This is a genomic window from Pseudomonas fluorescens (assembly GCF_040448305.1).
Classification (GTDB): domain Bacteria; phylum Pseudomonadota; class Gammaproteobacteria; order Pseudomonadales; family Pseudomonadaceae; genus Aquipseudomonas; species Aquipseudomonas fluorescens_BH.
Window position 1 is genome coordinate 4,952,749 of sequence record NZ_CP148752.1, and the last position, 22,791, is coordinate 4,975,539.

The 22,791-nt window shown below is 62.6% G+C and carries 10 protein-coding genes; 4 read left to right on the forward strand and 6 right to left on the reverse strand.

What is annotated here, in order from left to right; genetic code table 11:
• Positions 1-60: 60 nt before the first annotated feature.
• The 4 genes from WHX55_RS22380 to WHX55_RS22395 all read right to left on the reverse strand — a co-directional run bounded on the left by WHX55_RS22380 (position 61) and on the right by WHX55_RS22395 (position 4,060).
• Positions 61-288: an MbtH family protein gene (locus WHX55_RS22380; RefSeq protein WP_057713869.1), complete on the reverse strand. Its 228-nt coding sequence runs from the start codon at positions 286-288 to the stop codon at positions 61-63.
• A gap of 81 nt (positions 289-369) precedes the next feature.
• A complete protein-coding gene (locus tag WHX55_RS22385) occupies positions 370-1,770 on the reverse strand; it encodes an aspartate aminotransferase family protein (protein ID WP_353741343.1) in 1,401 nt (466 codons plus the stop codon).
• Positions 1,771-2,057: 287 nt separating this feature from the next.
• Complete coding sequence (locus WHX55_RS22390; RefSeq protein ID WP_150726346.1) at positions 2,058-3,383, reverse strand: ATP-binding protein; 1,326 nt, start codon at positions 3,381-3,383, stop codon at positions 2,058-2,060.
• Positions 3,380-4,060, reverse strand: a complete 681-nt coding sequence (locus tag WHX55_RS22395) for a response regulator (RefSeq protein WP_008020398.1) — start codon at positions 4,058-4,060, stop codon at positions 3,380-3,382. Before WHX55_RS22395 ends, WHX55_RS22390 begins: the two co-directional genes overlap by 4 nt.
• A gap of 154 nt (positions 4,061-4,214) precedes the next feature.
• On the opposite strand from WHX55_RS22395, the gene dsbD reads away from it, so the two are divergent.
• From dsbD to WHX55_RS22415, 4 genes are all read left to right on the forward strand, one after another.
• Positions 4,215-5,951, forward strand: coding sequence for a protein-disulfide reductase DsbD (gene dsbD / locus WHX55_RS22400; protein ID WP_353741344.1), 1,737 nt, complete (start codon positions 4,215-4,217; stop codon positions 5,949-5,951).
• Positions 5,951-6,805, forward strand: coding sequence for a TlpA disulfide reductase family protein (locus tag WHX55_RS22405; protein ID WP_150755975.1), 855 nt, complete (start codon positions 5,951-5,953; stop codon positions 6,803-6,805). Before dsbD ends, WHX55_RS22405 begins: the two co-directional genes overlap by 1 nt.
• Positions 6,781-7,548 (forward strand): thiol:disulfide interchange protein DsbG, encoded by a 768-nt coding sequence (gene dsbG / locus WHX55_RS22410; RefSeq protein WP_046040574.1) that lies wholly within the window; start codon positions 6,781-6,783, stop codon positions 7,546-7,548. Before WHX55_RS22405 ends, dsbG begins: the two co-directional genes overlap by 25 nt.
• Before the next feature lie 133 nt (positions 7,549-7,681).
• Positions 7,682-8,629: a hypothetical protein gene (locus WHX55_RS22415; RefSeq protein ID WP_353741345.1), complete on the forward strand. Its 948-nt coding sequence runs from the start codon at positions 7,682-7,684 to the stop codon at positions 8,627-8,629.
• Positions 8,630-8,723: 94 nt separating this feature from the next.
• Here WHX55_RS22415 and WHX55_RS22420 read toward each other — a convergent pair whose 3' ends face one another.
• Together WHX55_RS22420 and WHX55_RS22425 are read right to left on the reverse strand one after the other, a co-directional pair.
• A complete protein-coding gene (locus WHX55_RS22420) occupies positions 8,724-9,548 on the reverse strand; it encodes an alpha/beta fold hydrolase (protein ID WP_353741346.1) in 825 nt (274 codons plus the stop codon).
• Between the two features lie 222 nt (positions 9,549-9,770).
• Positions 9,771-22,769, reverse strand: coding sequence for a non-ribosomal peptide synthetase (locus tag WHX55_RS22425; RefSeq protein WP_353741347.1), 12,999 nt, complete (start codon positions 22,767-22,769; stop codon positions 9,771-9,773).
• Positions 22,770-22,791: the final 22 nt, after the last annotated feature.

The following is a 22,791-nucleotide window of genomic DNA, read 5'->3' on the forward strand; positions in this document are numbered from 1 at the left end:
AAGACCTGAAAAAGCCCGCTGACTGTCACCAGTCCAGCGGGCTTCTTTTTACATGACGGATCAGTGCGCCACAGCCGCCTGCTCGTCCATTTTCTGCCGCAGGCTCAACGGACGCATGTCGGTCCAGGTTTCTTCGATGTAGGCCAGGCATTCCTTTTTCAGCCCGCTTTTGCCCACGGTGCGCCAGCCTTGTGGCACGGCTTTGTAGTCGGGCCAGATCGAGTATTGCTCTTCGTGGTTGACCACGACCTGAAAGAGGATGTCCTCGCGGTCGAATACTGACGTCATGGTGTCTCTCCATCGTTATCGGGCGGGCTGCGCTGTGTGCGCAGCAGTTATGTAGAAAGAACGTTCCGCAGGGCGGAAAATTTAAGGATTGGCAGTGGCGGCGGCCAGGGCCCGGCCGAAGATTTCGGCTACGCGATCGATTTGCGCAGCAGTAATCACCAGCGGCGGCAGGAAGCGCACCACCGCACCATGACGGCCACCGAGTTCCAGGATCAAGCCGCGCTTGAGGCATTCGCGCTGCACCAGGGGTGCCAGGCGGGCGAAGGCCGGCGGATGGCCTTGGGCGTCCAGCGCGCCTGTCGGGTCCACCAGTTCAACACCGAGCATCAAGCCACGCCCGCGAATGTCACCCAGTTGCGGGAAGTCCCGCTGCAGGATGCGCAGGTGCTCGGCCAGACGCTCGCCCATCGCGGCGGCATGCTCGCAGAGCTTGTGTTCGACCAGATAACGCATCACCGCGGAACCGGCGGCCATGGCCATCTGATTGCCGCGGAACGTCCCGGCATGGGCACCCGGCAGCCAGGTGTCGAGCCAGTCGCGATAGACCACCACCGCCAGCGGCAGGCTGCCGCCGATGGCCTTGGACATCACCACGACATCGGGAATGATCCCGGCATGCTCGAAGGCGAACATCCTGCCGGTGCGGGCGAAGCCACTCTGGATTTCATCGACGATCAACGCGACGCCCGCCTGCTCGGTGATCCGCCGCAGACCGCGCAACCAGTCCAGATCCGCCGGGATCACCCCGCCCTCGCCCTGCACCACTTCCACGATCACCGCCGCCGGCAATTGCACGCCGGCCTCGGGATCGTTGAGCAGGTTTTCCAGGTAACTCAGGTTGGCCTTGACCCCTTGCGCGCCGCCGAGCCCGAACGGGCAGCGGTAATCGTAAGGGTACGGCATGAACTGCACGCCACTGCCGAGCAAGGCGCCCAGGGGCTTTTTCGGCCCCAGGCTGCCCATCAGGCTCAACGCGCCCTGACTCATGCCGTGGTAACCGCCCTGGAACGACAGCACGGTGCTGCGGCCGGTGGCAGTACGTACCAATTTCAGCGCGGCTTCCACGGCGTCGGTGCCCGTGGGGCCACAGAACTGGATCTTCGCTTCAGCGGCCAGGGCTGGTGGCAGCAGACCGAATAGATCCTGGACGAACTGGTCCTTGACCGGGGTGGTCAGGTCCAGGGTGTGCAACGGCAGTTCATCGGCCAGCACTTGCTGGATGGCTTCGATCACCACCGGGTGGTTGTGCCCCAGAGCCAGGGTTCCTGCTCCGGCCAGACAATCGATGAAGGTTCGGCCTTCGACATCTTCGACGTAGATGCCCTTGGCGCGCTTGAGTGCCAGGGGAATGCGCCGTGGGTAGCTGCGGGCATTGGATTCCTGCCGGCTCTGACGGGCCAGCAGCGGCGATTCGTTGAATTGATAAAGCGTCTCGGCGGGCGTCGCCGGCTGCTCTTCGATAAGGCTGGTAGCGACTGACATCTCTCGACTCCTCAATACGCTGCGGATAGTGACCAAAACTGCACACCGGGCAGGTGCGCGTTCCGGTCACGGGGCGCACTTGTCAGGTTTTCCTGTTCTGGAAACGCATCAGCGTCGAGAAGATTTAGACTTTGGCTCGGCTTTCTCAGAGGTAACCGCAATCCCTTGTAGGAGCGAGCCTGCTCGCGAAGACGGTGTATCAGGCAACATTGATCTCGACTGACACGACGCCTTCGCGAGCAAGTCGGATCGCCGCACCGCCGCTCCCACAGGGTTTTGTGGTGTTTTCAGATGGGTTGCAGTGGCATCGTCAGCTCAACCCGCAAGCCGTCCGGCCGGCTATCGAAATGCAGCGTGCAACCGCAACGCTGAACGATGGCCTGGACAATCGCCAGCCCCAGACCACAACCGGTGCTCTGGCCGTTGCGCCAGAAACGCTGGGTCAGGTGTTGCAGATCCTCTTCGGCAATCCCCGGCCCATGGTCGCGCACCACGAACTGCACACGATTGCCGGTGGTTTCCAGGCTCAACTCCACCGTTTTGTCGGCGGGGGTATGGCGCAGTGCGTTGTCGAGCAAGTTGCGCAGCGCGGCAATCGACAGCACGGCGGGCATTTGTACCGGCGCGGCGGAAACCTTGCCCGGTGCCTGAAACCTGATGCGCTGGCGATCGCCGCTCGCCGCGTCCTGGATCGCCAGTTTCGCCACTTGCTCGGCATTGCACTGCACACCGTCGTCAAATGACAGACTGCCCTCGACGCGCGCCAGCAACAGCAATTGTTCGAGGGTCCGGTGCATGCGGTCGGCGCCCTCTTCGGCCCGGGCCAGGGACTGATCCCGGGCGCTGCCGTCAGTCATCCGCGCCACTTGCAGGTGGGTCTTGATCGCGGTCAGCGGGCTGCGCAGTTCGTGGGCCGCGTCACCGGTGAGGCGACGTTCGCGCTCGATGGTCTTGCCGATGCGCTGGAGCAACTGGTTCTGGGTTTCCAGCAAGGGTTGCAGCTCGCTGGGCAGCGGCTGGATCTGCAAGGGTTCGAGGGAGTCAGCACTGCGGCGCATCAAGGCGTCGCGCATGCGGTTGAGCGGCGCCAGCCCCTGGCCGATACCCAGCCACAGCAAACACAGGCAACCGAGCAGCGCCACGCCCACCGGCACCGAAGCGGCCAGCAGGATCGACATGTTCAACGCCTCGCGCTCGATCTGCCGGTCGGCGGTGGTGATGCGCAGATCGCCCCGGGCCAGTGTAAAGCTGCGCCACGGCGCGCCGTCGATCATCTGATCGTGAAAACCGAGTTTCTCGGCCTCCAGGGTCTGCTGCGGCTCGGTATGGCTGCGGGCGAGGATTTCACCGCGCAACGAGCTGACCTGGCACGCCATGCCACCCGGAATGTTCAGCTGTTCGGCGCTGAAATGAGTGCCCTCGCCCTTGCTCGGCACGGGCGGCAGTTGCTCCATCAGGCCGGCGACCATGCGTGCCGAGGCCACCAGGCGCTGGTCGAGGGAAAACATCATTTGATTGCGCAAATCGCTGAGCATCCAGGCCGCGGCCAGGGCCCAGATCAAGGCAAATGCGGCGCCGAGCGTCAGGCTCAGGCGCAAACGCAGGCTCATCACTTCGATTCTTCTCCGCCATCAGCCGGCCCCAGGCGATAGCCCAGGCCGCGCACGGTCTCGACAATGCCGTTGCCGAGTTTGCGCCGCAGGTGATGGATATGGACGTTGAGGGCATTGCTTTCCAACTCGTCATTGAAACCGTAGACGCTGTCCTTGAGCTGTTCGGTCGACAGCACGCGGCCACGGTTATGCAGCAAGGCTTGCAGCAATGACTGCTCGCGGCGCGACAGGTCCACCGGCTGCCCCGCGAGCGTGGTTTCGCGGCTGCTCGGGTCGTAGGTCAGGGCACCATGCTCGATCAGGTTGACACTGCGCCCCGCCACCCGCCGTAACAGCGTGTGCAAGCGTGCAGCGAGTTCACGCAAGTCAAACGGCTTGAGCAGATAGTCGTCGGCGCCGGCTTGCAGGCCATCGACGCGGTCGGTGACCGAGTCCCGGGCGGTGAGGATCAAGACCGGCAACTCCAGGCCTTGATGGCGCAACTGCTGCAGCAGCTTGAGGCCATCTTCGTCGGGCAATCCGAGGTCGAGCACCATCACGTCGAACTCCGCGACCTTGAGCATCGCCCGGGCGGCGGACGCCGTGGCGACGTGTTCCACGGTCAGGCCCTGGGCGGTCAGGCCGGCGACGATACCGCTGGCGATCAATTCATCGTCTTCGCAAACCAGTACGTGCATGGGGAGCCTCGTAGAAATAAAGCCTATTAAGCCGTTGACCGATTAAGTCGACATTATGCCGCAAGCGCCACCGCCACAAGGCCGGGGCGGTTAATCATCGGTTAATCGCCACCCGCCACTGTGCACCTCATTAGCACAGGGCAAAGGCTTATCCATGCGTCGTCTGTTTTTACTTTTTACTCTCTTGATCGCGGGCCTGGCCCAGGCGGGAACCAATCCGTTCGACACCAAACCTGAATTTCTCCCGGTTGATAAAGCCTTCACGTTTACCTCTGAACGCCTGGAATCCGGTGAAACCCAGCTCTATTGGCAGATCACCGACGGCTATTACCTGTACCAGAAACGCTTGAAGTTCGACGGATTGCCTGTCGGGCAGCATCCCGCGTTGCCGGAAGGCGAAGCCCACAGCGACGAGTTTTTCGGTGAACAGCAAGTCTACCGCCAGGGCCTTGAACTGAAAATTCCGGCTGGCGCGAGCGGTCAGGTCAAGGTCAGTTACCAGGGCTGTGCCGATGCCGGTTTGTGTTATCCGCCGCAAACCAGGGCCGTGGACCTGGGCAATACCATTGCGCTGAATGCGGCCACTGAAGCACCGGACCAGGCGCTGGCCAGCGGCCTGCAACAACGGGCGCTGGGCTGGAGCCTTTTGTTGTTCTTCGGCCTGGGCCTGTTGCTGGCCTTCACGCCTTGTTCATTGCCGATGCTGCCGATTCTGGCCGGGTTGATCGTCGGCAGCGGCGCCACGCCCAAACGTGGATTCGCCCTGGCCAGCAGTTACGTGGTCAGCATGGCGCTGGTGTATGCGGCGATGGGTGTCCTGGCCGCCTCCCTCGGGGCGAACCTGCAAGCCTGGTTGCAGAACCCCTGGCTGCTGGGCAGTTTCGCGGCGATTTTCGTGCTGCTGGCGCTGCCGATGTTCGGCTTTTTCGAACTGCAACTGCCGGTGGCCGTGCGTGATCGCCTGGAAAACGTCTCGCGCAATCAACGCGGCGGCAACCTTCTCGGCGCCGGGGTGTTGGGGGCGCTGTCCGGTCTTCTGGTGGGCCCGTGCATGACTGCACCGCTGGCCGGCGCCCTGCTCTACATCGCGCAAAGCGGTAACGCGGTGCATGGCGGCTTGATTCTGTTCGCCATGAGTATCGGCATCGGTGTGCCGCTGCTGTTGCTGGTGACCGTCGGCAATCGCTTCATGCCCAAGCCTGGCGCCTGGATGAATCTGGTCAAAGGCATTTTCGGCTTCTTGTTCCTCGCCACCGCATTGTTGATGCTGCGCCCGGTGCTGGATGAATCCCTGTGGGTGGGCTTGTGCGGTGCGCTGCTGTTGATCGCGGCCTACAGCGCCTGGAAACAGTCGGAAGGTTTTGGCCGTATCGCGCACCTGTTTGGCGCCAGTTCGCTGTTGCTCGGTTTGTGGGGTGGCCTGTTGGTGATCGGTGCGGCCGGTGGCGGCGATGATCCGTTCAAGCCATTGCAGGTCTACCGCACCTCGAACCAGGCTGTGGCCGCCGTGCCGGTTGGCCACGATGCCTTCACCACCATCAAGGATCCGCAGGCACTGCAATGGGAACTCGACGCCGCGCAGGCTCAGGGCCAGTGGGTGCTGCTGGACTACTACGCCGACTGGTGCGTGTCGTGCAAGGTCATGGAAAAACAGGTCTTCGGCAAAACCCGTGTCCTCGAAGCCTTGAGCGATGTGCGCTTGCTCCGACTGGACGTCACCGCCGACAATGCCGCCAGCCGCGAACTGCTCGGCCGTTACAAAGTGCCAGGGCCACCGAGCCTGCTGTGGATTGGCGCGGACGGTGAAGAGCGGCGCAGCCAGCGCATCACCGGCGAGGTCGATGCCGATACTTTCCTGCAACGCTGGACCGACACCCGAGACGCCCGTTAATGCTGACCTTCACCCTCGGCACCTTCGCCATCGCGCTTAATCACCTGCTGTTGATCAGTGCGCTGGCGCTGGCCACTTTTGTCGGCTGGCGGGTGGCCAAGCGTGGCGGTGACAACCCCGAGTCGGTACTGTTCAGCCTGTTTCTACTGGGCATGCTGGCGGCCAGAATCAGTTTCGTGGCGGTCTATTGGGTGCACTATCGCAATGATCCGTGGCAGGTCATCGACCTGCGCGATGGCGGTTTTCTCGCCTGGCCGGGGGTGGTCGTGGTTTTGCTCGCCACGCTGTATCGCGGCTGGCGTCGCCCGGGTCTGCGCCGTCCATTGGGCTTTGGCGTAGCCAGTGGCCTGGCGTTCTGGCTGTTGGCGACGTTCTCCCTGTCGATTTATGAACAAGGCACACGCTTGCCGGAAATCACCCTGCGCAACGCCGCCGGCGAAACCGTGCAACTGGCCGACTACAAGGGCGGCCCGTTAGTGATCAATCTCTGGGCCACCTGGTGCCCGCCGTGCCGCCGGGAAATGCCGGTGCTGGAAAACGCCCAGCAACAACGGCCGGACCTGACGTTCCTGTTCGTCAATCAGGCGGAAAGTATGCAAAGCGTCGCGACCTTTCTGGAAACCCAGGGCCTGAGCCTGTCCAACGTGCTGTTCGACGGCAGCGGGCGTCTGAGCCAGGCCGTCGGTTCCATGGCATTGCCGACTACGCTGTTCTACAACCCCGAAGGTCGCCTGCTGGGCAGCCATCTGGGCGAGTTGTCTGAAGCCAGCCTGGCCCGCGCGCTGGAAAACTTCGACACCGTACCCGCCACCTCTTCAAGGAAATTGCCATGCCCCGCCTCCGCCACCTGCTGACCCTGAGCCTCGGTGCTGCCCTGTTGCACCTGCCATCGGTGCAGGCCGAAGAGTTGCCCGATGCGATCAAGAAAATCGAGGCCAAGGGCGCGAAAATCGTCGGCCAGTTCGACGCCCCCGACGGCTTGCGCGGTTATGCCGCGCAATACCAGAACCGAGGCATGGCGCTGTACCTGACCCCGGATGGCAAACACGTGTTGCTGGGCAACCTGTATGACGCCGAAGGCAATGACCTGAGCAGCGCGCCATTGCAGAAACTGGTGTATGCCCCGATGGCCAAGGAAGTCTGGGCCAAGTTCGAAACCAGCAACTGGATCGGCGACGGCAAGAAGGATGCGCCGCGCGTGGTGTACCTGTTCAGCGACCCGAACTGCCCGTACTGCAACATGTTCTGGGAACAGGCCCGGCCGTGGGTCAAAGCCGGCAAGGTGCAGTTGCGCCACATCATGGTGGGCATCATCCGCGAAGACAGCCCGGGCAAATCCGCTGCACTGCTCGCGGCCAAAGACCCGGAAAAAGCCCTGCAGGATCACGAAGCCGCTGGCAAGGACAGTTCGCTCAAGGCCTTGAAGGAAGTGCCGCCAGCGATTCAGGCAAAGTTCGCGGCCAACATGCAATTGATGGAAGAGCTTGAGCTGCAGGCTACGCCGGCGATTTTCTACATGGACGACAAGGGCAATCTGCAACAGCAGCAAGGCGCGCCGTCACCGGACAAACTGGCGAAGATTCTCGGGCCTAAATAACAATCCGACATACATCCCGGACTAACAAAAGGCAATACAACAACACTTAAAACACTTGGCTGACCATTAGAGTCATCAGATAGTCTTATCTTGGCAATGGATAGACCTTCGATACAACTCAAGGACGAATAAAATGGTCAGCGAATTCACCAAGAGCTTTGAACCAAGCGCGATGGTTGCCGAACTCACCGTATCGATAACCATCGACAACGATTACTGGGCCGGCACCGACGACAGCATTTACATAAGCATGGGCCACACAGCCAACATGCAACTACTGAAACAGGCCCCGAGAGCCGGATCCAACACCACCATCGAAGTTGATATTTTGAGATTATTTGGAAAACCAAGCATACACATCAGCGAAATAAGCCATGTGGGAATTTATCAAATTCCGACAGATCATCCGCTGGACAATGATGATTGGGAACCAGGAAGCGTGACGCTGACCGCAAATGGCATTTTCAGTAATTCATCCTTCAGAAAAATCCACCAATGGCTCGGGAATCACTCAACACACCTGCATCAGGTCTGGGCCGGACAGATCAAATGGTCTGCATGGTCAAACACTGATAAACGTCCTATCGATCTGAATGCCCAGACCTATCCGGTCAGATGGCTGCCCTACATCGCCGATCTGAAATCCTGGCGCACTTACGATCCGTCGAAAATTGAAGGTGTGGGCCAACTAATCGGAATGATAGACGGGAAACTGGTTGGCGAGCTTTTGAAAACACGAGAAACCGAGATCCTGCACCCCAATGCAGACAATGATAGTTATACTTGGGTGTATACACCGGAAGGATCAATAATTTATCGGCGCTGGAAACATGCAGACACTCAGAATTACATACGACACAGTCAACTTGGCAGCGGTCGCCCCGTTATTTGCGCGGGCGAATTCAAAGTTGAATCGAAGACAAATTCCACCCCAATTAAAAATGTGATCGTTCACATCAACGATGCGTCCGGCCACTATAAGCCTGATGGAGGATCTTGCCTGAGATACGTAGCAGAAAAGTTAAGCGCATTGGGTATCGATGTGAGTGACACCCAATGGTGTTGGACAGCGAGATCTTGAGTATCAGGTATATCAGCCCAAATCGGCCCGCTTTTACAACAACCCTGCAAACCGCAGAATCAGTGTAAAAGCGAGGCTGTTGATGATTTTGCATTCAAGCGTTTCGCGAGTTTTGCTCCGTCAAAAACGCCAGCAAGGTTTCAGTCACAAACCCAGGATTCTCCAGATTGGAAATATGCCCCGCCTGCGGCACCAGTACCCAGGGGCAGCCAATCAGCTCAGCCATTTCACGGGCTTCACCCGGTGGTCGAGGTTTGTCCTGATCGCCGCACATCACCAGTGTGGTCGCTGCGTCCAGTTCGCCCAGTCGTGGCAACAGATCATCGCGCCCAAACGTAATCCGCCCCATCGGCACGATGCTTTCACGCAGGCGATCCGCGGGTAGAGCCTCCAGGGAAGCGCGAAAATCCCGGTAGAGCGCCGACTGCGGATCAATGCCCGGCCGGAAGAAAATCGGCACCACGACATCCAGCAGCGCTGGCGTGATGACGCCCGCCTCTTCGATCTGCTTCAACAGTGAAAAGTAATACTGGCGAGTCGGTTCCGGTTCGGCGCCGACGTAGGTGTCCATCAACACCAGGCCATTGAGCCGGTGCGCTGCCGATAAGGCCAGGCGCGCGCCCCACATGCCACCAACTGACAACCCGACCAGCGTGACCCGCTCGATGTCCAGTTGGTCGAGCAAGGCCAATGCCTGACGCGACAGGTCATCCAGCGACGTCGTACCGACAGGCAATGCCCCGGATTGGCCGTGCCCCCACAGGTCCAGGGCTATCACACGATACTGTTGCGACAATGCGGCAATCTGCGGCGCCCACATGGCCTGGTCCCACAGATAGCTGCCGGCCAGCAGCACCGCCGGGCCGGTGCCTTGATCGATGTAGTGAAGGGCTTGTCCGTCTATCGTTACGAAGGGCATCGACTGTCTCCGCGAGTAAAAATGGAGCCGGAAGACTGAGCGGCAGGCAGTCCCTCGTCAATCGCTGGAGTGTGTAAGTTTGTGCCAGCGCCTTAGCGGGCAAGTCGGATCGCCGCACCGCCGCTCCCACAGGGATTTATGCTGATCACAAATGATGTGTTCACCACCACCCACTGTGGGAGCGAGCCTGCTCGCGAAGAGGCCGGTCCAGCCTCTAGAGAATCAAAGCCCCTCCAGCTCCGCCATCAAATCATTCAAGCGATCCACTTTCTCCTCGGTGATCTCGCTGGCCACCAACCCGTCGATGTACTCGGCCAATTCCTCCACCGTGCTGCACTCGAACATCGCCCGCAACGGCACATCCCGTTGCAGGGTTTTCTGCACCCGCGAGGCGATTTGCGTGGCCAGCAGCGAATGCCCGCCCAACTCGAAGAAGTTGTCGCGAACGCCCACTTTCTCGACCTTCAACACCTCGGCCCAAATGTCTGCCAGGGTCTGCTCCAGCTCATTGCGCGGCGCCTGGTAATCCTGGCTTTGCAGTTGCCCGATCTCCAGCGCCGGCAGGGCCTTGCGGTCCAGTTTGCCGTTGGCGTTAAGCGGCAGCTTGTCCAGCCACAGCCAGTGCAGCGGCACCATGTATTCCGGCAACTCGGCACGCAGGCGTTGCTTGATGCGCTCCAGGCGTTCAGCCGGATTGAGCACTGAGTCGACCGCCACCAGATAGCCGACCAGGTGCTTGCCGTTCGCCCCCTCCTGTACACCGACCGCCGCATCGCGGACTTCCGGTTGTTCATGCAGGCGAGCCTCGATTTCGCCCAATTCGATGCGATAACCGCGAATTTTCACCTGATGGTCGATGCGACCGACGTATTCCAGCACACCGTCACTGCGACGGCGGGCCAGGTCGCCGGTGCGATACAGGCGCTCACCCGGTGCGCCGAACGGGTTCGGCACAAACACCGGGGCGGTGCGTAGCGGATCGCTGACATAGCCACGGCCGACCCCGGTCCCCGCCACGCACAGTTCACCCACCGCGCCCAACGGCACCAACTCCAGCGCTCCGTCGAGCAGGTACAACCGGTTGTTGTCGGTCGGCGTGCCGATCGGCAGGTAGCTGCCGCGAGTCGACGCCATATCTACGCGGAAGAACGCCACGTCATCCGAGCACTCCGCCGGACCGTAGGCATTCACCAGGCCGATCTGCGGATAGCGCAGCAACCATTGATGCGCCAGCTCCGGCGGCATCGCCTCACCCGTCGGCAACATCCAGCGCAAGCCGTCGAGGCTCATGCGCTCCTGGGCGAGCATGCCCTGGATCAGCGACGGCACGCTTTCCAGCACGGTGATGCCCTGGCCCTGCACATGGGCCAGCAAGCCCTGCGGGTCGTGGGCGATGGTGTTCGGCACGATGTCCACCCGGGCGCCGAACAATGGCGCGGCGAGGAACTGCCAGACCGAAATATCGAAGCTTTGCGAAGCGGTTTGCGCGATCACGTCGGCGTCGCTCAGGTTCAGGTACGGCACCTTGCTCAGCTGGTTGTTGAGCATGCCGCGCTGTTCGACCATCACGCCTTTGGGCAAACCGGTGGAGCCGGAGGTATAGATCACGTAGGCGAGGTTGTCCGGTCCGCTGTAGACACCAGGATTGTCCGCCGACAGCGCAAGGTCCTGGACTTCCTCCCAGACCAGCAGCCGTGGCCGGCTGGCGCAGCCGGACTCGTCGAGCAAGGCCTGCGCCTGCTCACGGCACGCTTGCGTGCACACCAGCAATGGCGTGCGGCTCAAATCGATGATCCGGTTCAGACGCTGACTCGGCAAACCCGGGTCCAGCGGCAGGTAACCCGCCCCCGCCTTGAAGCTGCCGATGATCATGCCCAGCAATTCGAGGCTGCGTTCGGCCAGCAAGGCCACCGGTTGATCGCGCCCGACACCGGCGGCGATCAACGCATGACCGAGGCGGTTACTGCGCTGGTTCAGCTCCAGATAGCTGTACTGCCGGTCCAGACAACTGGCGGCAATCCGCTGCGGGTGCCGGGCAACCTGGGTTTCAAACAATGCAACGTAGCTCTGCTCCAGCGGATACTGGTGTTCGCTCTGGTTGCAACCATGGATGAGGAAGTCCTGTTCCTCGGCCCCCAGCAACGGCAGGTCGGCCATGTCGCCATGGAAACCCTCCACCAATGCCAGCAGCAGACGCTTGAACTCAGCGAGCATGCGCTCGACCGTGGCCTCATCGAAGTAGCGCTGGTCGTAGGACAGGTGCAAGCCAAGATCATCCCCCGGATAGCACACAGCCGTGAGCGGGAAGTTGGTATGGGTCCGGCCCGAATCCGAGGTCGCGTTGAGGCTCTGCGCACGGTCCAGCACCGAGACTTCCACCGGGGCGTTTTCGAACACGAACAGGCTGTCGAACAGCGGCTGGCCCTTGGGCAGTTCGCTTTGCTCCTGGATGTTCACCAGCGGCAGGTATTCATATTCACGCAGTTGCATGTTGTGGTCGAGCAGACCGCTGAGCCACTGGCGCACGCTGCAACGCTGGCCGTCCTCGGGCATCTTCACCCGCAGCGCGATGCTGTTGATGAACAGGCCGACGGTGCGCTGCATCTGCGGCATGTCCACCGGACGCCCTGCCACGGTGACGCCGAACAGCACGTCGCGATCACCGCTCAAGCGCCGCAGCACCAGCGCCCACGCCGCCTGGGCGAAGGTATTGATGGTCAACTGATGGGCCTGGGCCAGCTCGCGCAATTGCGCACCGTCACGGGCATCGAGCCTTGTATAACGGTCGCCGACGATCATGCCGCCGCTGTCGCCGGCATGTTCGCGCAGCAATGGCCGGTCGCTCGGGATCGGCGTGGTCCGTTCGAACCCCTGCAGGTTGGTTTTCCACCACTGCCGCGCTTCGGCCAGGCTTTGGTGTTGCAGCCAGCCGATGTAGTCGCGATAACGTGTCACAAGCCCAAGCTGCGCTTCCCGGTCTTCACCGAGGGCGCTGTAGATCTCGAAGAAATCATTCATCAACAGCGAACGGCACCAGGCGTCGATGAGGATGTGGTGGTTGCTCATCATGAACCAGTAGCGCGCCGCGCCCACACGGATCAAACGCAAGTGGAAGGGTGCCTGGTTGAGCAGATCGAACCCGGCCTCGCGTTCGGTCTTGAGCAGGGTTTGCAGCTTCGGCTCTTGCTCGGCTTCGGCGAGATTGCTCCAGTCGAGGTATTCGATCGGCGTGCTGCCCGGTTTGTGGATCACTTGCAGCATGTCTTCGCCGACGTTCCAGCAAAACGACGCGCGCAACGCTTCGTGGCGGGCGATCACCGCTTGCCAGGCCTGGGCGAAACGCTGCGGGTCGAGTTCGCTGTTGATGCGGTAGCGGTCCTGCATGTAGTACAGGCCAGTGCCCGGCTCCAGCAAGGTGTGCAAGAGCATGCCTTCCTGCATTGGGGTCAACGGGTAGACGTCTTCGATGACGGCGGCCGGGACCGGCAGCGCATCCAGTTGCGTCTGGCTGAGATTCGCCAGCGGGAAGTCCGACGGCGTCAGGCCGCCCGCGTCGTCGCGCAGGCAATGCTCGATCAGGCTGCTCAACTCACCGAGGTAGGCATCGGCCAACTCGTTGATGGTTTGCCCATCGAAGCGTTCGGCGCTGAAAGTCCAGCGCAGCACCAGTTCACCGCCATACACCTGACCGTCGACGCTCAGCTCGTTGGGCAGCGGGGCATTGCCATCGTGGGCCGCGCCGATGGCTTCATCCAGTGGATGGAACAGCGCGTCCGCCCCGAAGCTCTGGTCGAACTGCCCGAGGTAGTTGAAGGTGATCGGCGCCACCGGCAACCCGGCCATGCGCTGGCGACTCTGGTCATCGGCGAGATAACGCAGCACGCCATAGCCCAGGCCTTTGTGCGGCACGGCACGCAGTTGCTCCTTGATCGCCTTGATCGACGCGCCCTGCCCGGCGGCTTCTTCGATGTTCGACGGGGTCAGGCGCAGGGGATAGGCGCTGGTGAACCAGCCGACGGTGCGGGTCAGGTCGATGTCGTCGAACAGCGCTTCGCGGCCGTGGCCTTCCAGTTGAATCAGCGCCGATGGCTGACCGCTCCAGCGGCACAGCACGCGGGCCAATGCGGTCAGCAGCAAGTCGTTGACCTGGGTGCGATAAGCACTCGGTGCCTGTTGCAGCAACTGCCTGGTACGCTCGCTGTCGAGGCGCACGCTGACGGTTTGCGCATGCCGGTTCTGCCGCCCGCCCTCGGGATGATCGCAGGGCAGATCGGCAGTGGGGCCGGCCAGGTGTGCCTGCCACAAGTCCAGTTCTTCGCGCAAGGACTCGCTGTCGGCGTAGGCCTGCAAGCGAGCGGCCCAGTCCTTGAAGGCGCTGGTTTTCGCCGGCAGTTTCATCGACTGCTGCGCGTCCAGTTGGCGATACACGGTTTGCAGATCGTCCAGCAGCACGCGCCATGAAACGCCGTCGACCACCAAATGGTGAGTCGCGATGAACAGCCGTTGCTGACCGTCGGGACCATCGACCAGCAACACACGCAACAACGGCCCTTCTTCAAGGTCGAGGCTGCGCTGGGCATCAGCGAACAAGGCCGCGCATTTGTCCATGGACGAAACGCGCACCTGCCACAACACCGGCGCATCGGAAATCGACTGGTGTGTGGCCTGCCATTGGCCGACGACCTTGCTGAACCGCAGGCGCAAGGCGTCGTGCTGTTCGATCACCGCCAGCAGCACTTGCTCCAGGCGATGGGGTTCCAGGGCGACAGTCGGTTGCAGCAACAACGCCTGGTTCCAGTGCTGGCGTTGCGGGATGTCGGTGTCGAAGAACCAGTGCTGGATCGGCGTCAGACGCGACTCACCCATGATCAAGCCTTGCTCGGCGCTGACCTGCTCGCTGCGAGTGGCCACGGCGGCAAGGGTCTGCACGGTCTGGTGCTGGAACAGATCGCGAGGGCTGAAGTGAATGCCCTGCTGCCGCGCCCGGCTGACCACCTGGATCGACAGGATCGAGTCGCCGCCCAACTCGAAGAAGTTGTCGTTGAGGCCAACCTGAGCGACGTTCAGCACTTCGCACCAGATCTGCGCGAGGGTGATTTCCAGCTCGTTGCCGGGCGCCACGTAGTGTTGGCGATTCAGCTCAGGGTCCGGTGCCGGCAGTGCGCGGCGGTCGAGCTTGCCGTTGGCGGTCAGCGGCATGCTGGCCAGAAGGATCAAGTGCGTGGGTACCATGTAGTCTGGCAGTTGCGATTTCAGATGCGCTTTGAGGGCTTCGCGCAAGACCGATTGCTGTGCTTCGTTGTGTTCGGCGACGTCAGTCACCAGATAGCCGACCAGTTGCTTGCCACTCGGTGCATCGAGCGCCAGCACCACAGCTTCACGAATCGACGCATGCTCAAGCAAACGGGTTTCGATCTCGCCCAACTCGATGCGGAAGCCGCGAATCTTCACTTGATGGTCGATGCGACCGAGGTACTCCACCAGGCCGTCGGCGCGCTGGCGCACAAGGTCGCCGGTGCGGTAGATGCGCCCGCCGCTGGCGGCAAACGGATCGGCGACAAAGCGCTCCGCGGTCATGCCCGGACGCTGGTGATAACCCTGGGCCAGACCCGCGCCACCGACGTACAACTCGCCCGTCGCGCCTTGCGGCACCAACGCCAGGTCGGCGTCGAGAATGTAGGCCACGCGGTCGCCGATCACGCTGCCGATCGGTACGCTACCGGCGCCCTCTTCCAGTCCTTCAGGGGCAAGACTGGCCAGCGGCATGACCACTGTTTCGGTCGGGCCGTAGGCGTTGAAGAACTGGCTCGGCTTGAAGGCTGCGCGAATGCGCGCCAGGTGTTCACCGGTCAAAGCTTCGCCGCCGGTGATGATCATGCGCACCGGCAGGGTTTCATTTTGCGTTGCCAGCCATTGCGCCAACTGGCTGCCGTAGCTCGGGGTGAAGCCAAGGACGTTGATGTGATGACGACGGATCAGGCCACAGATTTCTTCTGCGTCCCACTGCCCCTGAGCCCGCAGCACCACTTGCGCACCGCTGAGCAACGGCACCAGCAAACGCTCTGTGGCGGCGTCGAAGTTGATCGAATAGAAGTGCAGTTCGCAATCGTCCGGGCGCATGCCAAAGCGCTCGATCACAGCGCGGCAGTGCATGGCGATTTCGCCGTGGGACACCACCACGCCTTTCGGTTTGCCGGTCGAGCCCGAGGTGTAGATCAGGTATGCCTGATGCTGCGGCAGGCTGATCAACGGCAGCTCGGAAGTCGGGTAGCTGGCCAGTGCGGCGGTGTCTTCTTCAAGACACCAGCGGCCGACGGTCGCCGGCAACTCGCCCAGGGCCTTGAACATCGCCACATCGCTGAGCAGCAAACCGATGCCGCTGTCTTCGATCATGTAATGCAAGCGGTCCAGCGGGTATTCCGGATCCAGCGGCACATAGGCGCCGCCGGCCTTGAGGATCGCCAGTAGGCCGACGACCATTTCCAGCGAACGCTCCAGTGCCAGGCCAACACGAACCTGCGGCCCGACACCGCGCTCACGCAGCATCCAGGCCAGGCGGTTGGCGCGGCTGTCGAGTTCGGTGTAGCTCAAAGTCTGCCCGGCAAAGGTCAGGGCTGGAGCGTCTTGGCGCGTCAAGGCTTGCTCGGCGAACAGGTGATGGATGCACTGATCCAGCCGATGTTCGCCCGGCTCGACGCCAAGGCTGTCAAGAAGATCTTGTTGTTCGCCGCACGCCAGCAGCGGTAGCTCGCTCAAGCGCTGCTGCGGATCGGCAATCAGCGCCTCCAGCAGATTGCGCCAATGCCCGGCCATGCGCGCAATGCGCGGTTCGTCGAACAGATCGGTGCTGTAGGTCAGGCAGCAACCCAGGCGATGGTCGAGGTCGGTGACCTCCAGGTTTAGGTCGAACTTGGTCGCGCGGGCATCGTTGGCCAGGTACTCGACCGTCATGCCGGCCAGGCTGCGGCTTTGCTGGAACTCCCAGCGCTGCACGTTGCACATCACCTGGAACAACGGGTTGTAGGCCGCGCTGCGGGGCGGCTGCAGGGCTTCCACCAGATGATCGAACGGCAGGTCCTGATGGGACTGGCCTTCGATCACCGTGTGGCGCACCTGTTCGAACAACTCGCCCACGGACATCTGCCCGTCGAGCTGGCAGCGCAGCACTTGCGTATTGAGGAACGCACCGATCAGCCCTTCGCTTTCCGGACGAATGCGGTTGGCCACCGGCGCACCGATGCGCAGATCGGTCTGGCCGCTGTAGCGGTACAGCAGCGTAGCCAGGGCGGCGGTCATGGTCATGAACAGGGTCAGGCCGTTTTGCGCGTTGAAGGCGCGGACCTTTGCCGCGAGCTCATCACTGAGGTCAAAGCGATACAACTCACCCTGATGGCTTTGCACCGGCGGACGCGGACGGTCGGCCGGCAACTCCAGCAGCGGATGTTCGCGGCCCAGTTGCGTGGTCCAGTAATCGAGCTGGCGCTGACGCTCGCCGGACTCCAGCCACTGACGCTGCCACACGCTGTAATCCAGGTACTGCACCGGCAACGGCGCCAACGGCGATTCTCGATCATCGACGAACGCTTCGTACAGCGCGCTGAGCTCCCGGGCAAAAATGTCCATCGCCCAGCCTTCGGTGACGATGTGATGCAGGGTCAGGACGAAGTAGTGTTCCTGTTCGGCAGTCTTGACCAGACAGGCGCGCAGCAAAGGTCCGGTCTCCAGATCGAACGGCTGGTGCGCTTCGTCGTCGGCCAGTTGCTGCACCTGCCACTCGCGGACCTCGGCATCCAGCGCGGTGAAATCCTTCCACGCCATGCGCACGCCGGTTTGCGTGTGCACCTGTTGGCGGGCGACGCCGTCGATGCTCGGGAACGTGGTGCGCAGGGTTTCGTGACGCAGGATCAGGGCTTGCAGCGCCGCTTCGAAACGCGCCACGTCGAGCACGCCGCGCAGCCGTGCCATGCCGCCGACATTGTAGGCCGGGCTGTCCGGCTCCATCTGCCAGAGGAACCACATGCGCTGCTGGGAATAGGACAGCGGCACCAGCTGGCTGCGGTCGACTTTTTCAATTGGCGGCTGTTTATTGGTGCTGCCGCTGGCCTGGATCAGGCGAACCTGTTCGGCAAACGCACCAAGCTCGCTGTGTTCGAACAGCGCCCGCAGCGGCAACTCGACGTCGCAGGCCTGGCGGGTGCGGGAGATGATTTGCGTGGCCAGCAGCGAGTGGCCGCCGAGGGCAAAGAAATCATCGCGCAAACCGACTTGCGCCAGGCCCAGCACTTCGCGCCAGATGCCGGCAATCTGTTGCTCCAGTTCAGTCTCTGGCTCGACGTGTTCGCGCACCTGCCACTGCGGTTCCGGCAAGGCGCGACGGTCGAGTTTGCCGCTCGGGCCGAGGGGCATTTCGTCCAGGCGCATCAGTTGCGCCGGCACCATGTATTCCGGTAGTTCGGCGGCCAATGCGCTTTTCAGGCGCGCGGTTTGCTCGGCTTCGTCCCCGGCATTGCTCGCTGCGGTGTAGTAACCGATCAACTGCGCCCCGGCCACGGTGTCGCGCACCAGCACCACGGCTTGCGCAACGCCGTCCTGGGCCAGCAGCCGCGCCTGGATTTCCTCCGGTTCAACGCGGAACCCGCGCAACTTGACCTGCTGATCGAGACGACCGAGGTATTCGATCACGCCGTCCGCCGTCCAGCGTGCCCGGTCGCCGGTGCGATACAGGCGCGCGCCCGGCTCGCCCAATGGATCGACCACAAATCGTTCGGCGGTCAACGCCGGGCGACCGAGATAACCACGGGCCAGGCCAACGCCGCTGATGCACAACTCACCCGGCACGCCGGCCGGTACCGGGTTGAGATCGCTGTCGAGTACACGGCAGATCACGTTGCCCAGCGGCCGGCCAATCGGCGAGCGTTCGCCATCGGCGCTGGAGCAATGCCAGTGGGTGACGTTGATCGCGGTTTCGGTCGGCCCGTAGCGGTTGTGCAGTTGCACCGCCGGCAGTTGCGCCAGCACCCGGTTGCGCAGCTCCGCCGGCAAGGCTTCGCCCCCGGAGAATACCCGGCGCAGGCTGGTGCATTCAGCGCTGAGCGGTTCTTCGATGAACAGCGAAAGCAGCGGCGGCACGAAGTGCAATGTGGTCACGCCGTACGCTTGCACCAGTTGCGCGATGCGATGCGGATCGCGGTGTTCGCCGGGACCGGCGATCAACAGGCGTGCGCCAGTGATCAGCGGCCAGAAACACTCCCACACCGACACGTCGAAACTGATAGGCGCCTTTTGCATCAGCACATCGGTTTCGTTCAGGCGATAAGTGTCCTGCATCCATTGCAGGCGCTCGGCCAGCGCGGCGTGGGTGTTGCCGACGCCTTTGGGTTGGCCGGTGGAACCGGAGGTGTAAATCACATAGGCGAGGTTGTCGCCGTGCAGGTGCAGCCCCGGCGCATGGCTTGGCCAGCTGTCCAGGTGCAGGGTGTCCATGGCGATCACGCTGACACCCTCGCTGGCCGGCAGGCGCTCGAGCAATCGGGTTTGCGTCAGCAGCAATTCAACACCGCTGTCGCTGAGCATGTAGGCCAGGCGCTCGGCGGGGTAATCCGGGTCCAGCGGCACGTAGGCGCCACCGGCCTTGATGATCGCCAGCAGGCCGATCAGCAGTTGCGGTGAACGCTCGCAGGCGATGGCCACGCAGACGTCCGGGCCAACGCCTTTGTCGCGCAGGTAATGGGCCAGACGGTTGGCCCGGATGTGCAGTTCGGCGAAGTCCATCTGGCCGCCCTCCCACATCAACGCCGGGCGCTCAGGTGTCAGGCCGGCCTGTTGGTTGAGCCATTCCGGCAGCCATTGGCTGGCCATTGCGCAGGGTGCAGTGGCCCAGTCCGATTGCTGAAGGTGTTCGGTAGCGGTCAACAATGGCAGGTCACCGATGGCGGTATCCGCTTGCTCGCAGACAGCCCGCAGCAGGTTGCTGAAATGCTCGGCCAGGCGCTCGATGGTCGCGGCCTCGAACAATTCGCTGGCGTAGTCGAAGGACAAGGTCAGGCGACCGTTGCGGTCTTCTTCGCTGTGCAACTGCAAATCGAACTTGGCTTCGCGGCTGTGCCACGGCAGCTCTTCGGCCAACAGCCCCGGCAGGCGCTTCAAGGCGCCGAGGTCGCGTTGCTGATGGTTGAACATGACCTGGAACAGGCCCTGCTCGCGGGCCTGCGGGAAGGCTTCCAGCAGCTGTTCGAACGGCAGATCCTGATGCGCTTGCGCACCCAACGCCGCCTGACGGGTTTGCGCCAGCAGCTCAACGAATGGCAGGCGTGAGTCCACCTCGGTACGCAGCACCAGGGTATTGATGAAGAAACCGATCAGGCCCTGGGTTTCCAGGCGCGGACGGTTGGCATTGGGCACGCCGATGCGGATATCACACTGGCCGCTGTAGCGGTGCAACAAGGTCTGGAACGCCGCCAGCAACAGCATGAAGGCGGTCGATTCATGGGCCCGGGCGGTCTGACGAACCGCATCGCTCAGGGGGGCGCCCAGACGCACAGTGTGGCGAGCGGCGCTGTGCAGTTGTTGCGCCGAACGCGGATGGTCGGTGGCCAGGCTCAGGGTTGGATGCTCATCACCCAAGCGGTCTTTCCAGTAGGCCAGTTGACGCTCGCCTTCCCCTTGCGCCAGCCATTGCCGCTGCCAGCTGCCGTAGTCTGCGTACTGCGTCGGCAATGGCGCCAGCAGCGCTTGCTGGCCCTGGGAGGCGGCCGCATACAGGCGTGAGAACTCGTCTATCAGCACATTCAGCGACCAGCCGTCAGCGATGATGTGGTGCATCGTCACCAGCAACTGATGGTCTTCGTCGTCGAGGCGAACCAGCTTCACCCACAGCAGCGGGCCTTTCTCCAGATCGAACCGGGTCCGCGCTTCGTCCTCGCGGATCTGCTGCGCCCGGACCTCACGCTCGGCGGCCGGCAGGTCGCTGATGTCGATCAACTGCAGGTTGAACCCGGCAGCCGCATCCACCTGTTGCAGCGCCACGCCGTCACGTTCGAAGAATCGCGTGCGCAGGGATTCGTGGCGTTCGATCAACTGCTGGAAACTGGCGCGCAAGGCGTCCTCATCCAGTTCGCCGCGCAGGCGCAAGCCGCCGGGAATATTGTAGGCGCTGCTGTGCGGGTCGAGTTGCCAGGTGATCCATAGGCGGTTTTGTGCCAGGGATTGCGGCATCGGTTGCTGGCGCGACAGCGCCGTGATCGCGCCCTGGGCCAGACCACCGTCCTGTTGCAAACGGGCCACGACATCGGCGAATCCGCCGAGGGTCGGGGCTTCGAACAGCAGGCGCAGGTTCAACTCCAGACCCAATTCTTCCCGCAGGCGCGCCACCACTTGCGTCGCCGCGATGGAGTTGCCGCCGAGCAAGAAGAAATGATCGTCGGTGCCCACCTGCGCCACTTGCAACTGCTCACACCAGATCCGGCCGATCAGGCCTTGCAGCTCGGAGCCGGACTCGATCCGGCCTGCACTTTCGGTGGCGGCCGATGGGAACATCGCGTAGGTGTCGAGACTGCCGTCCGCCAGGCGATTGCGACACGCCGAGCGCTGCAATTTGCCACTGGAGGTCTTGGGCAGCGCGCCCGGATTGAGCAGCAGCACCACGCTCGGCGCTTGCTGATACACCTCGGCGACGGCTTGGCGAATGGCTTTGATCAAGGATTCCGGCGGTAGGATTTTCTGCACGCTGCGGCTGATTTCGGCGGCGATGCCGATACCTTCCTGACCCTCGACCGTAACGGCGAAGGCGGCAACCCGGCCTTTGCGCACCACTTCCACCTCACGTTCGACAGTCTGCTCGATGTCCTGCGGGTACAGGTTGTGCCCGCGCACGATCAGCATGTCCTTCAGGCGCCCGGTGATGAACAGTTCGCCGTTGCGCAGGAAGCCCAGATCACCGGTGCGCAACCAGGTCTGTCCGGCGTGCCGGACGAAGGTCTTGGCGGACGCCTCGGGGTTGCGCCAGTAGCCTGAGGCGATGCTCGGCCCGCTGGCCCAGACTTCGCCGACGACGTTGTCGGCCTGTTCGCTGAGCGAGACCGGGTCGATGATCAGCACCGCGTGCGCCGGTTGGCTGATACCGCAACTCATGATCGGGCTGCCCTCGCCCGCTTCGACACGGTTCTGCGCCAGGGCCTGATCGTCCACCCGCAGGTTGCCGATGCCTTTACCGCGCGCGGTGCCGGCCACGAACAAGGTGGCTTCGGCCAGACCATAGGAGGCCATGAAACTGTCCGCGGTGAAGCCGCAGGTCGCGAACTTCCCGGCGAAGCGTTCCAGGGTATCGAGGCGAATCGGTTCGGAACCGGAGTACGCCACGCGCCAGCCACTCAGGTCGAGCCGTTCCAGGGCTGACTCGCTGACCCGCTCGCTGCACAAGCGATAGGCAAAATCCGGCCCGCCGCTGATGGTGCCGCCGTATTCGCTGATTGCCTCCAGCCAGCGCAACGGCCGGCCGAGGAAGTACGCCGGAGACATCAACACGCAAGGCACGCCGCTGAAAATCGGCTGCAACAGGCCGCCGATCAGACCCATGTCGTGGTACAGCGGCAGCCAGCTGACGATGACGTCGTCGGGGTTCAGGTCAATGCCGAAACCGTGGCGAATCAGCAATTCGTTGGCCACCAGATTGCCGTGGCTGACTTGCACGCCTTTGGGCAGCGCGGTGGAGCCGGAGGTGTATTGCAGGAAGGCAATGTGATCGTCCTGCAAGTCCACCGCGACCCAGCGCTCGGCCAGTGCACCGTCGAGGGTATCGACACACAGCAGCGGCGGCGCCCCGTCGATTTGCTGCAACCCATCGCGCAGCCCGGCGCTGGTCAACAGCAAGCGCGGCTGGGCATCGCTGATGATCGACAGCAGGCGTTCCTGGTGATGACGGCGTGCCGACTCCGGCGGGTAGGCCGGCACCGCGATCACCCCGGCGTACAGGCAACCGAAGAACGCCGCGACGTAATCCGGGCCGCTGGGGAACAGCAACACAACGCGGTCGCCAACATCCGCTTGCGCCTGCAATGCGCCGGCAATCGTCCGCGCCCGCAGATCCAGTTCGCGATAGCTGAGCACCACAGCCTGATCCGGGGACTCGGCAAGAAAGCGCAGGGCCACCCGATCCGGCGTCAGGGCCGCGCGGCGCTGAAGGGCTTGGACCATTGTGCTGGGGAGTTCGAACGCGTCGATCATGAGGTTTCCTGCCTGAATTCGG

Coding starts and splice junctions, on each gene's coding strand:
- WHX55_RS22415 (WP_353741345.1), top strand. CDS start 7,682: ATGGTCAGCGAATTCACCAAGAGCTTTGAACCAAGCGCGATGGTTGCC.
- WHX55_RS22425 (WP_353741347.1), bottom strand. CDS start 22,769: ATGATCGACGCGTTCGAACTCCCCAGCACAATGGTCCAAGCCCTTCAG.
- dsbG (WP_046040574.1), top strand. CDS start 6,781: ATGCCCCGCCTCCGCCACCTGCTGACCCTGAGCCTCGGTGCTGCCCTG.
- WHX55_RS22405 (WP_150755975.1), top strand. CDS start 5,951: ATGCTGACCTTCACCCTCGGCACCTTCGCCATCGCGCTTAATCACCTG.
- WHX55_RS22385 (WP_353741343.1), bottom strand. CDS start 1,770: ATGTCAGTCGCTACCAGCCTTATCGAAGAGCAGCCGGCGACGCCCGCC.
- WHX55_RS22395 (WP_008020398.1), bottom strand. CDS start 4,060: ATGCACGTACTGGTTTGCGAAGACGATGAATTGATCGCCAGCGGTATC.
- dsbD (WP_353741344.1), top strand. CDS start 4,215: ATGCGTCGTCTGTTTTTACTTTTTACTCTCTTGATCGCGGGCCTGGCC.
- WHX55_RS22380 (WP_057713869.1), bottom strand. CDS start 288: ATGACGTCAGTATTCGACCGCGAGGACATCCTCTTTCAGGTCGTGGTC.
- WHX55_RS22420 (WP_353741346.1), bottom strand. CDS start 9,548: ATGCCCTTCGTAACGATAGACGGACAAGCCCTTCACTACATCGATCAA.